Source organism: Cellulomonas sp. Root485 (assembly GCF_001426705.1).
In the GTDB taxonomy this organism is placed as follows: domain Bacteria; phylum Actinomycetota; class Actinomycetes; order Actinomycetales; family Cellulomonadaceae; genus Cellulomonas.
Genome location: NZ_LMFC01000003.1, coordinates 287,928 through 299,731, shown reverse-complemented (window position 1 = coordinate 299,731; position 11,804 = coordinate 287,928). Strand labels below are relative to the sequence as shown.

At 72.9% G+C, this 11,804-nt stretch carries 10 protein-coding genes, 1 tRNA gene, 1 pseudogene and 1 other annotated feature; of the genes and pseudogenes, 5 read left to right on the top strand and 7 right to left on the bottom strand.

Annotated features, from left to right (window positions below; translation table 11 throughout):
• Positions 1–56: 56 nt before the first annotated feature.
• The gene (locus ASD16_RS15115; RefSeq protein WP_055919135.1) at positions 57–356 is read left to right on the top strand and encodes a DUF1540 domain-containing protein; all 300 of its coding nucleotides are present in this window, start codon (positions 57–59) and stop codon (positions 354–356) included.
• 69 nt (positions 357–425) lie between these two features.
• Here the strand turns inward: ASD16_RS15115 and ASD16_RS15110 are convergent, their stop codons facing one another.
• Together ASD16_RS15110 and ASD16_RS15105 are read right to left on the bottom strand one after the other, a co-directional pair.
• Complete coding sequence (locus ASD16_RS15110) at positions 426–1,304, bottom strand: aminoglycoside phosphotransferase family protein (protein WP_055919132.1); 879 nt, start codon at positions 1,302–1,304, stop codon at positions 426–428.
• 98 nt (positions 1,305–1,402) lie between these two features.
• Positions 1,403–2,200: a hypothetical protein gene (locus ASD16_RS15105; RefSeq protein WP_055919129.1), complete on the bottom strand. Its 798-nt coding sequence runs from the start codon at positions 2,198–2,200 to the stop codon at positions 1,403–1,405.
• A 146-nt stretch (positions 2,201–2,346) separates the two neighbouring features.
• On the opposite strand from ASD16_RS15105, the gene ASD16_RS15100 reads away from it, so the two are divergent.
• Entirely contained in the window at positions 2,347–6,231 is a 3,885-nt protein-coding gene (locus ASD16_RS15100; protein WP_055919127.1) for a sigma-70 family RNA polymerase sigma factor, read from the top strand.
• Positions 6,232–6,234: 3 nt separating this feature from the next.
• On the opposite strand, the gene ASD16_RS15095 is transcribed toward ASD16_RS15100, so the two are convergent.
• The 3 genes from ASD16_RS15095 to upp all read right to left on the bottom strand — a co-directional run bounded on the left by ASD16_RS15095 (position 6,235) and on the right by upp (position 8,122).
• Positions 6,235–6,900: an SDR family oxidoreductase gene (locus tag ASD16_RS15095; protein ID WP_055919123.1), complete on the bottom strand. Its 666-nt coding sequence runs from the start codon at positions 6,898–6,900 to the stop codon at positions 6,235–6,237.
• A 51-nt stretch (positions 6,901–6,951) separates the two neighbouring features.
• Positions 6,952–7,218 carry a hypothetical protein gene (locus ASD16_RS15090; protein ID WP_055919120.1) on the bottom strand — a complete coding sequence of 89 codons (267 nt, stop codon included), beginning with the start codon at positions 7,216–7,218 and terminating at the stop codon, positions 6,952–6,954.
• A 268-nt stretch (positions 7,219–7,486) separates the two neighbouring features.
• The gene (gene upp / locus ASD16_RS15085; protein WP_055919117.1) at positions 7,487–8,122 is read right to left on the bottom strand and encodes a uracil phosphoribosyltransferase; all 636 of its coding nucleotides are present in this window, start codon (positions 8,120–8,122) and stop codon (positions 7,487–7,489) included.
• 41 nt (positions 8,123–8,163) lie between these two features.
• On the opposite strand from upp, the gene tadA reads away from it, so the two are divergent.
• Positions 8,164–8,637, top strand: coding sequence for a tRNA adenosine(34) deaminase TadA (tadA, locus tag ASD16_RS15080; protein WP_055919113.1), 474 nt, complete (start codon positions 8,164–8,166; stop codon positions 8,635–8,637).
• Here tadA and ASD16_RS15075 read toward each other — a convergent pair.
• Positions 8,625–9,476: an NAD-dependent protein deacetylase gene (locus ASD16_RS15075; protein ID WP_055919110.1), complete on the bottom strand. Its 852-nt coding sequence runs from the start codon at positions 9,474–9,476 to the stop codon at positions 8,625–8,627. The two genes, tadA and ASD16_RS15075, sit on opposite strands and share 13 nt — an antisense overlap.
• A gap of 59 nt (positions 9,477–9,535) precedes the next feature.
• On the opposite strand from ASD16_RS15075, the gene ASD16_RS15070 reads away from it, so the two are divergent.
• Positions 9,536–9,625 (top strand) — tRNA-Ser (locus ASD16_RS15070).
• An 81-nt stretch (positions 9,626–9,706) separates the two neighbouring features.
• Here ASD16_RS15070 and ASD16_RS21505 read toward each other — a convergent pair.
• Positions 9,707–10,261 carry a site-specific integrase gene (locus ASD16_RS21505; RefSeq protein WP_082570902.1) on the bottom strand — a complete coding sequence of 185 codons (555 nt, stop codon included), beginning with the start codon at positions 10,259–10,261 and terminating at the stop codon, positions 9,707–9,709.
• On the opposite strand from ASD16_RS21505, the pseudogene ASD16_RS21500 reads away from it, so the two are divergent.
• Positions 10,260–11,440: pseudogene (locus ASD16_RS21500) on the top strand (IS3 family transposase); the annotation flags it as partial. The gene ASD16_RS21505 and the pseudogene ASD16_RS21500 overlap by 2 nt on opposite strands.
• Positions 10,539–10,652: a sequence feature (AL1L pseudoknot), on the top strand. (Overlaps the previous pseudogene by 114 nt.)
• Positions 11,441–11,804: the final 364 nt, after the last annotated feature.

The window sequence follows — 11,804 nt, the reverse complement described above, 5'->3', positions numbered from 1 at the left end:
GCGGGACGGGTCTACCGTCGAGAGAAGCGCACGCCCCGCCCCCAACGGAGGTCGACATGAGCACCCTGATGGACATGCCCGCCGTCGCCGAGTGTTCGGTCGCCGGCTGCTCGTACAACGACCACTCGCACTGCCACGCGGCCGCCGTGAACATCGGTGGCGCGACCGGCGACGCGCAGTGCACCACGTTCTTCCCGCTCGGCACCAAGGGCGGTCTCGACAAGGTGATCACCCACGTCGGGGCGTGCCAGCGCGCCGAGTGCGTGCACAACACGTCGCTCGAGTGCACCGCGGAGTCGATCCGTGTCGGCGCCGGCCACGAAGAGGCGGACTGCCTCACGTTCAGCGCCCGCTGACCTCAGACACGACGACGGCCGCCCCGCTGACCGGGGCGGCCGTCGCCGTGTCACCAGCGCAGGGTGATCTCAGGGGTGCGCTGCGACCTGGACCAGGTCCCGGACCAGCACGGCCGCCGCCGGGACCAGCTCGCGCTCGCCGGGGACCAACGAGGGATCCTGGGCGCGCAGTGCGGCCGCGACGTCCAGCTCGGCGAGCGGGTCGGTGTCGGTGGCCGCCAGGAACGCCGCGAGGAGCGCACGGGCGGCCTGCGAGTACACACCGCCGGCGTCGACGGCGACCTCGGCGATGATCAGCGCCGTGAGCGAGACGTCGAGCTCTGCGGTGCCGGTGCGGGCGTTCGCCCAGTCCACCAGGGCCGGCCCGTGGTTCTCGGTGAGGATGACGTTGCCGGGGTGCAGGTCCAGGTGGACGACCGACGGGCCGGACGTGACCAGGGGCCAGGCGGCGGGCTCGGACGGTCCCCACCCCTCGGGTGCCGGGATCGCGTGCAGCCGGGTGTGCAGGTCGTGCAGGATGCCGGCCGCGTCCGGCAGCGAGACCTCGCCGGCGCCGAGCGCCTGCAGGAGGGTCGGGCCGTGCATGCGTTCCATGACCAGGTCGGACCCGCTGGCCTCGTGGACGGCCGGGGCGGGGTAGCCGTGCGCGACGACGTGCCGCAGCAGGTGGACCTCAGGAGACGCGTCGGCTCCGGAGCGGTAGCGGCGCAGGACGTGGAGGTCATCGAGGGCGAACACGTCGGCGGTCGCCCCGGAGGCGAGGATCGGGCCGGGTTCGGCGGAGGCGGCCAGGGCCTCGTCGACGGGAGGCAGGGGCTGGTCGACGGGGATCGAGGACCGGCGGTCGGGCTGGGTCGGGAGGTCGGGCGGGTACGACTCAGCGACCTCAGCGGCCCTTCGTTCTGAAGGCGTCGTGGGGTCGCTCGGAGCAAGTCCGGCGGTGTTCATGGATCGACGGTAGACGCATTCGCCCGAGATGTCCCCCGCCGGCTACCAAGAAGTCCCTGACCTGCGCTTTACCTCCCGGACACCTGTCGGCGACGGGATCAGGCGCGCGCGACGCGATCGAGCATGCGCAGCGCCTGCTCGTGGGTGGTCGGCAGCGGCTCGATCCAGACGCGGACCGGCTGCCGTGTGGACGCGCGGACCTTGAGCAGCTCGCACCGGCGGGCGATCTCCCGGTGGAGTGCCTCGAGCGGCGGGTGCGGGTCCTCGTCGGCGCGCGCGAGGACGGCGAAGACGCCACCGCCGAGGGTCGCCATCGGGTGCCCGTCGCCGTAGGTCTGCGTCATGGCGGCGCCCACCGCGGCGGACCGGGCGGCCCGGGTGAACGGGTCGACGTCCCCGGTGGCGACGTCGATGACCACCAGGTGGTGCCCGAGCTCGGCGACGGTGCGTGCGCGCTGCGTGGGCAGCATCGCGTCGCGGTAGGTCTCCGCGAGCCGCAGCGCCAGGTACTGGCGGCTCGGCAGGCCCGACTCGGGGTCGAGCGCGGCACCGATGACGACGGCGCCCGCCTGGGCGTCGGCCCAGCCCTCGCACAGCGCGCGGGTGACGGCCATCGGCGGCTCGGCGGCACCGAGGGTCCGGTACAGGCAGGCCAGGTCGTCCAAGGTCTCGCCGATCCCGACGCCGTCGTAGCCCCGGGCGTGGCCCAGCTCCGTGGCGGCACCCGTCGCGTCGCCCGCGGAGAGCAGCGCGGCGGCCAGCGCGTCGACGGCCGGGTGGTACCAGTCCGAGGGGCGCAGCCAGACCGAGCCGACGCTCTCGTCACGCCAGCGCTCCCGGAGCGCCGCGGGCATCGCGTCGGTGGGGACGGGCGCGCTGTTTGACCCTGAGTTCATCGTCACGCTGGATGAGAGGCCAACACCTGTCGGGTGTGACGCCACTCGGCCGGCTTTTCACCCGGCGAACTTTCACCCTGCTTATATGGAAACGCCGCATATGGCAGGCTGTGCCGTCGGACGAGGAATGCCGACGGGAGCCGTTCGTGTCAGCAAGCACGCAGCTGGAGGGCGGTGTCACAGGGGACGCGGAGCTGATCAGCTCCGCGCGCTCCGGAGACACTGCTGCCATCGGCGCGCTCTACGAGCGGCACGCGGGCGCTGCCTGGGTGGTCGCCCGGCAGTACTCGGACTCCCCGGAGGACGCCGACGACGTCGTCGCGGACTCGTTCACCGCCGTCTTCGGTGCCATCGAGCGGGGGAACGGACCCGAGTCGGCGTTCCGTGCGTACCTGTTCACCGTCGTGCGCCGGGTGGCCGGGCTGCGGCGTGAGAAGAACCGACGCGTCCAGCCGACGGACGACATCGCCGTGCTCGAGGCGGGAACCGCCCTGGCCGGTACCGCGGAGGAGCCAGCGCTCGCCGGCTTCGAGCGCGGGGTCGTCGCGCGCGCGTTCCACTCCCTGCCCGAGCGGTGGCAGGCCGTGCTGTGGCACACCGAGGTGGAGGGTCTGACGCCGGCCGAGATCGCGCCCATCCTCGGGCTCACCGCCAACGGCGTGGCCGCCCTGGCCTACCGGGCGCGCGAGGGTCTGCGGCAGGCGTACCTCCAGCAGCACCTGCAGGACCCCCTCGACGACGCGTGCCGCAGCGTCGCCGGCAAGCTCGGTGCCTACGTGCGCGGTGGGCTGGGCAGCCGCGAGACCGCGCAGGTCGAGGCGCACCTCGAGGACTGCGGCACGTGCCGCGGCCTCCTGCTGGAGCTCGGCGACGTGAACCACGGCATGCGCGCCGTCATCGCGCCCCTCGTGCTCGGTCTGCTCGGCCTCGGCGCACTCGGCGTCGCGCTGCCGGTGGGCGGCGGGCTCGCGGCCGGTGCAGCAGCGGCCGGAGCCGCGGGTGCAGCGGGGGCCGGCGCCGGTGCGGGTGGTGTGGCAGCAGGGAGCGGGACGGCAGCGGGTGCCGCGGCGACGACCGGAACGGTCACTGCCGTCGGCGCCGGAGCCGCAGGTGGTGCGGCAGCCGCCGGCGGCGTGGCGGCGTTCCTGGCCGCGATCCCGCTCGGCGTCGCCGCGGCGGTCGTGGGCGGCGTGGCGCTCGCCGCGGTGGCCGCGGTCGCCATCGTCAACCTCCTGGGCTCTCCCGACGACGCGACCGCCGAGCCCGAACCGACGGTCAGCGAGTCCCCGAGTGCCTCGCCCGAGCCGACGGCCAGCGCGGCGGTGGTGGTCCCGACGCCGCAGCCCACCGACGTCCCGACGCCCGAGCCCAGCGACCTCCTGGCGGACGGCCTGATCCTGGACGACGAGGACGCCGACGCCGACGTCACCGGTGACGTGACGGCCGACGGGCCCACGGACACCGCGACGACCCCGGCAGTCCCCGTCGTGCCGCCCGAGCCCCCTGCGCCGGCTCCCGCCTCGGTGTCGGTCGACGTGCCCCCCGGCGGGCTCACCCTCGAAGCGGGGCTGGGCGGCCAGGAGCTCGTCGTCGGGTTGCTCAACAGCGGCGGCACCGCAGCGACGAACCTGGTCGCGGAGGTGACTCTGCCGGAGGGTGTCGCGCTCGACGGCGTCGCGGCGGCCGCCATCGAAGGGCTCGCCGCTGGGCGCTTCGCGGTCATGGGCTCTGCCGGCTGGATCTGCGTCGACGGTGCTGGGACCGGCGTCACCGTCGCCCGGTGCACGCTCGACCGCCTGCCTGCCCTGTCGACGTCGACGCTGGTGCTGCGGGTCTCGATCGACGAGTCCTTCGACCGGGCGGACGGCGAGATCGGCCTGCGCGTCACGGGTACCGGCATCAACTACGTCGCGCCGCCCATCCGGGTCGCGATCGCACCGTCGCCGGCCCGCCTCGGGCTGCGCAGCGTGCCGACCGGCCTCTCGCTGGTCAACGGACGGACGCGCCAGCTGGACCTCCCCGTCGCCAACATGGGCGGGACGGGGCTCCCCGCCGGAGCCGGGGCCGTGTCGGTGCACCTGCCGGCGGGCGTCACCGGCGTCACCGTGGCGGGCTCGCCGTGGACCTGTACCGGACCGAGCCCCCTGATCTGCAACCCGGGTGCCGTCGCGGCCCGGTCCGACGTCCCGCTCTCGTTGGTGCTGTCCGCGGCACCGACCGGGGTGCCGACCGCCGGTCTGCTGGCGGTGGAGATGGCGCCGAGCGGACGGAACGCCTCGGAGACCGTCACCTTCCCGTTCACCGTGCAGCGCCCCGCCGCGCTGGCCGTCACCGGGCCGGACGCCGCGACCGTCGCCCTCGGGTCGCCCGCGACCGTGCAGCTGCGCGTCTCGAACACCGGGGACCTGCCCGCGCAGGGTGTCACCGTCACGCTCGGTCGGCCCGCGGGGGTGGGCTTCGGGTCGCCGGCGGTCGTCCCGGGTGCCTGGACCTGCTCCGACGGCTCGGCGTCGACCGTGGAGTGCACCACCGGAGTGATCGACCCCGGCGCCACGCTGGACCTGCCCGTCACCCTGCAGGCCGTCACCGGCTCCTTCGGTGCCGTCGGCACGGTGACCGCGACCGCAGCGGCACCCGACGCCGACCCCGCCACCGAGCTCCGCATCGTGGTCGACGCCCTGGCACCCGTGCTGACCCTCGACAAGGGCGACCCGCAGGTGTGGATCGGCACCGGCGGCACGGGGACCGCGTCGTTCACCCTGCGCGCGAGCGGCGCCGACGCGGAGAGCACGCGCGCCACGCTGAGCCTGCCCATCAACCTGCGCGCCGACCTCGACGCCGGAGCGTCGCCCCTGAACGCGTGCACCGCGTCGCCGGACCTGCGCACCGTCACCTGCGACCTCAAGACGGTGACCGCGGGCGCGACCGTGCAGGTGCTGGTGGGCGTCCGGTCGGTCGGGAGCGCGAAGGGTGTCGCCTCCGTCGCCGTGGAGGCCGTGGGCGCGACGACGCAGAGCCAGAGCTCGGTGCAGACGTCGTCGGCCGGCCTGGACGTGCGCGACAGCTTCACCGCGGCGGACGTCACCGAGATCGGCGCTCCGCTGCTGTCCTGCTCGCTGACCGTCACCACCTGTGCCCCGGCGATCGAGAAGGGCGACCGGGACAACAACTCGTTCGCCATGGTGCCGCTCGACGAGGCGTCGCCGGCACCGAAGGCGCCGCGCAGCTCGGTCCCCGTGTCGTCGACGGCGCGGCTCGCCGTCCCCGCCGGCCGCGAGATCCTGTTCGCGGGGCTGTACTGGTCGGCGAACGCGGGAGCCAAGGACACGTGGAGCGCGCCCCTCACGACGGCGCGGCTGCGGGCTCCCGGCGGCGCCTTCACCGAGGTGACCGGCACGACGCTCGCGCAGCCCACCGACAACGCCAGCCGGCGGTACTACCAGTCCTTCTCCGACGTCACGGAGCTCGTGGCTGCGGGTGGTGCTGGGGACTGGTCGGTCGCCGACATCGCAGTGAGCGCCACGTCCACCGACTCGGAGCGGACGTACTACGCCGGCTGGTCGCTCGTCGTCGTGTTCTCCGACCCGACGTCGGACGCGTCCGTGACCGTCTACGACGGCGGGCAGTGGATCGGCCACGCGGTGCTGCCGCTCGCGTTCGAGTTCGCCGCCGACGCGGGCACGCTCGCCCGGATCGGTGTGGTGGCCTGGGAGGGTGACCGCACCGGGACCGGTGACAGCCTCGTGCTGGGCGACACGTGCCTCGGCACCCCGACCGCCCCCGTGCAGCGCGCGCTGGTGCCGACGCGATGGGGCGGGACGGACGGCTCCGCGTCGAACGCCTTCGACTCCACCGCGACCGGCTGGCGGGCCACCAACTCCCTCGGCACCGACGCGAAGGGCTTCCGCCCGGTCAGGCTCGCGTGCGACGTGAGCTCGCTGACCGCGGTGACCGCCGGGGACCAGTTCCTCATCGGAGCCATCACGCTCCGGTCCGAGCCGGTCCCCGAGGTCGAGTCCCCGCGCGGCTGACGGTCAGTCGGATCGTTCCGTGACGGCGGCGACCGCCGCGTCGGTGGGGACGACCCCGCCGATCAGCTCGAGGGCCAGCCCCGCCGTGCGCGGCTCGTGCAGCAGCGCGACGAGGACCGCGGCGACGTCGGCCCGGGGGATCGAGCCGCGCGGCACCGAGTCGTCGAGCCGGACCGAGCCCGTCGGGTCGTCGTCGGTGAGGCCACCGGGACGCAGGATCGTCCAGTCGAGGTCGCGGGTCCGCAGGTCGAGCTCCGCGGCGCGCTTGGCGACGAGGTAGGCGGCGAACACCTCGTCGGTCCCCGGGGGCGGGGGTGCACCGGCGCCCATCGACGAGACGAGCACGTACCGCCGGACCCCGGCCTGCTCGGCGCCGTCGGCCAGCAACCCTGCCGCCGCCCGGTCCACGGTGTCCTTGCGGTCGATCCCGCTGCCCGGACCGGCGCCCGCGGCGAACACGACGGCGTCGGCGCCGGCGATCGCCTCGGCGACGTCCCGCGCGTTCGCGCGCTCCAGGTCGAGGACCACCCCCTCGGCGCCGTCCGCGACGACGTCGTCGACGTGCCGGAGCTGACGCACCAGCGCGACGGGGACGTCACCGCGCGCGGTCAGCGCCCGGGACAGGTGTCGCGCTACCTGACCGTGGCCCCCGGCGATCGCGATGCGCATGGCACCCACGGTAAGCACGCCGACCGGGACCTGCGAGCGGGGGAGCGGGGGTCAGCCGGCGTCACCCGGGTCGGCGAGCACGTCGAGGAGCCGCAGATGGCTCATGCGGTCGCCGAGCCGGTGCACGTCGTCGGACCCGGCCGGTGCGAGCGACAGCGCGGTGTACGTCTCGGCGCCGGGCAGCATCTCGGTGGCGAACTCGCGCAGCACCTCGGCGACCTCGGCCAGGTCGCCGGGCGCTCGGGCAGTCCCCTCAGGCAGGCTCACGTACAGGAGCAGGCCCGGCTGCGGGGCGGGTAACGGTGCAGGAAGTGCCATGACGTCTCCGGGGTGTGCGCGGTCCGCGGGCCCGGTGGACGGGCGGCGGTGTGGTCGGGGCCTGGTGGATCAGGACCGATGACACGCGCACGGATACGCGGCGGCGAGGCGCAGCGCAGACGTGGACATGAGGCGACTGTCGCACGCAAGCTCGCCCGGACCAAGGGGGAATCGGCGCTGTCCCAGGGCGTGGGACGAGCGGATCCGGGGTGCAGCGAAGGGCGGGAGCGCCGCGAAGCGCTGCTCCCGCCCGTGGCGGAAAGCAGGATCAGACGACCCCGTACAGCCGGTCTCCGGCGTCCCCGAGCCCCGGCACGATGTACGCCTTGTCGTTGAGGCGCTCGTCGACGGCGGCGACCACGACAGACACGTCGGCCCGGTCGCCCACGGCCTGCTCGACGACCGCGAGGCCCTCGGGCGCGGCCAGGAGGCAGACCGCGGTGACGTCGCGAGCGCCGCGGGCCAGCAGGAAGTCGATCGCGGCGACCAGGGTGCCGCCGGTGGCCAGCATGGGGTCCAGCAGGAAGCACTGACGGCCCGACAGGTCGTCGGGGAGCCGGTTCGCGTACGTGATGGCCTCGAGGGTCTCCTCGTCGCGCTGCATCCCGAGGAAGCCGACCTCGGCCGTCGGCAGCAGGCGCGTCATCCCGTCCAGCATCCCGAGGCCGGCGCGCAGGATCGGCACGACGAGCGGGCGCGGGTCGGCCAGCTTGACGCCGGTCGTCGCGGTGACGGGGGTGACGATGTCGACGGACTCGACGTGGACGTGCCGGGTCGCCTCGTAGGCGAGCAGCGTGACCAGCTCGTCGACCAGGAGCCGGAAGGTCGGCGACGCAGTGTTCTGGTCGCGCAGGACGGTGAGCTTGTGGGCGACCAGGGGGTGGTCCGCGACGTGCAGGCGCATGGCCTCAACCTACCGGGCACTGGGTGCGCCATGATGCCCCCATGACTCTCCGTCCGTGGCAGGCGGCCGACGCGTGGGCGATGGGGCTCGCGCTCGACGAGGCCCGTCGCGCGGTGCTCACGGGCGACGTCCCGGTGGGCGCGGTGGTCGTCGGCCCGACCGGTGACGTCGTCGGCCGCGGGCGGAACCGTCGGGAGGTCGACGACGATCCCACCGGTCACGCGGAGATCCTGGCGCTGAGGTCCGCCGCCGACAGGCTCGGGCGGTGGCGGCTGGACGACTGCACCCTCGTGGTGACCCTGGAGCCGTGTCTCATGTGCGCCGGCGCCACCGTGCTGGCCCGCATCCCGCGCCTCGTGCTCGGCGCATGGGACCCGAAGGCGGGGGCCTGCGGGTCGCAGTGGGACGTCGTGCGGGACCGGCGGCTGAACCACCGCGTCGAGGTCGTCGGCGGCGTGCGTGCGGAGGAGTGCGGGCTGCTGCTGCAGAGGTTCTTCGAGGCTCAGCGCGACTGACGGGCCGCCGGAAGGGTCTCGGCCAGGTCGGTCAGCGTCTCCGACGTCCCCGCGTCCAGCGTCACCGCCGCGTACCTGTCGCCACGCGTGGCACCCCGGTTCACGACGACCACCGGCTTGCCCGTCTGGGCCGCGTGCCGCACGAACCGCAACCCCGACTGGACGGTCAGCGACGACCCCGCGACCAGCACAGCATCCGCCGCGTCGACCATCGCGAACGCCCGCTCCACGCGCTCCCGCGGCACGTTCTCCCCGAAGTACACGATGTCCGGCTTGAGCATCCCGCCGCACGCGCTGCAGTCCGCGACGACGAAGTGGCTGGTCTGCTCGATGACCGCGTCGGCGTCCGGCGCGATCTCGATGTCCGCCACCGCAGCGCTGAACCCGGGGTTCAGCGTGTCGAGGCGGTCGGCCAGCTCGGCGCGGGAGATGACGATCCCGCAGGACAGGCACCGCACCCGGTCGTAGCGACCGTGCAGGTCGATGACGTGCCGGGAGCCCGCCGCCTCGTGCAGGAGGTCGACGTTCTGCGTGATCAGGCCCGTGACCACCCCGCGGTGCTCCAGGGCGGCCAGCGCGCGGTGCCCCGCGTTCGGCATCGTCCGGTGCACGTGCCGCCACCCGACGTGGTTGCGCGCCCAGTAGTGGCGGCGGAACCCCTCGTCGGCCGTGAACTGCTGGAACGTCATCGGCGTGCGTGGCGGCGAGTCGGGCCCGCGGTAGTCGGGGATGCCGGAGTCCGTCGAGACACCCGCCCCCGTGAGCGCCGCGAGGCGATGGCCGGCGAGCACCTCGACGACGTCCGCCAGCGAGCCTGCGGTCATCGGGCGCGCCTCCATCCGTCCACGGTACGGCGGATTCGTGAGTCGGGGTCCCGACCAGGTACCCTTCTCGCCGAGGTAGCGTGTCCGAGCGGCCTAAGGAGCACGCCTCGAAAGCGTGTGTGGGTGAAAGTCCACCGTGGGTTCAAATCCCACCGCTACCGCCAGTCGAAGGGCCCCACCCGCATGAACATGCGGCTGTGGGGTCCTTCGTCGTTCCCGCTGCTCGACTTTGGCTCCACAGTGCCTCAAATCGAGGCCTCATCCGACGCCTGAGCGACGAGCTGGGCGGGGACAACGCGCAGGTCCGGGGCGAGGTGGATTCGCTGCACGTAGTGCCGTGCCGTAGTGCTCTCGTCCGCATGGCCGAGCAGGGCTGTCGCGTGGGCGAGAGTGCTGCCCCTGGCTACTTGCGTCGCAACGGTGCGGCGGAAGTCGTGCGGTGTGACGTCGGTGCCAAGGTTCTCCTGCGCCGCACGCAGCTGGTCGCGCACTCGACCCGGTGACCGTGGCGAGCCCTTGGTGGAGGGAAAGACCAGATCGTCCGGCCACCGTCGAGCCCAAGGTCCAGCGCCGTCCGGATCTCTCTCACGATGAACGTCGGCAGCGTGATGGTGCGCCGGGAGGAGTCCGACTTGGGCTTGGGCTGTCTCGTCAGCCGGCCGTCCGCCCTCTCGACCGTTCCGGTCACGGTGAGCGTGGGATATGGCATCGAGGTCGAGGTCCTCCACGCGCAGCGCCAAGCACTCTGTCCCGCTCCGGGTCTGATGGAGGCTCTTATTCGCCGGAAGGATGAGAGTCATGGCGGCACCGAGGAAGTACCCCGAGGAACTTCGGGAGCGAGCGATCCGGATGGCGGTCGATCTGCGGCGTGACCCGGCTACGCGTGTGGGGGCGTTGCGGCGGGTCGGTGAACAGTTGGGGATCAATCCCGAGACGTTTGCGGATCTGGGTCATGCAGGCCGAGATCGACGGCGGCGAGTGATCCGGCACGTCGAGCAGTGACGCGCAGCGGTTGGCTGAGCTGGAGCGGGAGAACCGTGAGCTGCGTCGGTCGAATGCGATCTTGCGGGCGGCGTCGACTTTCTTCGCGGCGGAGCCCGACCGCCCACACAGCAGGTAGTCGCGTTCATCGACACCCACCGCGAGGAGTTCGGGGTCGAGCCGATCTGCCAAGACCTGCAGGTCGCCCCGGGCACGTACTACGCGGCCAAGTCGCGTGCAACGTCACGACGCATGCGCAGCGATGCGGTGACCGGCGCGCTGATCGAGCGAGTCCGCGCCGAGAGCTACGGCGTCTACGGGGTCCGCAAGGTACACCCCAGCCGCACCGCGACGGGCACCAGGTCGCCCGTTGCACGATCGAACGGTTGATGCGGGCGGCCGGGCTGCGCGGCATCAGCCGAGCCAAGGGGCCAAGCGCCACGATCCCGGGAACCGGCCCTGACCTGCGCCCGGACCTGGTCGAGCGGCAGTTCACCGCGACCGGACCGGACCAGCTGTGGGTCGCTGACATCACCTACTGCCGAACGTTCTCCGGCTGGGTCTACGCGGCGTTCGTCACCGACGTCCACTCCCGACGAGTGGTCGGCTGGCAGCTGTCCAAGAGCTTGCGCACCGACGTCGCCCTGGACGCCCTCGAGATGGGCATCTGGACCCGGCAGCGCGAGGGCCGCGACGTCACCGGGTTGGTCCACCACAGCGACAAGGGAGTCCAGTACCTCGCCATCCGCTACACCCAGCGCCTCGCCGAGGCCGGCGTGGTCGCGTCCGTCGGCTCGACCGGCGACTCCTACGACAACGCCCTCGCCGAGGGCTTCAACTCACTGTTCAAGGCCGAACTGGTCCGCAACCGCGGACCCTGGAAGACCATCGACGACCTCGAGATCGCGACGGCCGAGTATGTCGACTGGTTCAACCACCGACGCCTGCACGGCGAGATCGGCACCATCCCACCCGTCGAGCTCGAGACGAACAACTACGCACACAACCCCGCCGACTACCGTCGACGCGTCAGTTCCGAGCCTCCACTAAGCCCGGAGCGGGACAGCGAGAAGGGGTACCGACTCCGACTAAACCGAGGTCCTCGGGCAGTCCGGTCGCCACGCCGTCCTGGTCCGGCGTCGCACCCAGTGGCGTACGCACTGAGATGAACACCGGAGCCTGCATCGATTCCGATGCCGGCCCGCAAGAGTCAAGCGTGTCCTCGGCCCCGAGCGCTACGCGCAACGGGTGACTTTGCAGGCTTACGAGAGGACGTAGGCCATGAAAGGGCAGTTTGGAGGCCTTCCGTGTCAGCGGTCGGGTCCACCATCCTGACATCGGAGGCCAATGAGGCAGGAGTAG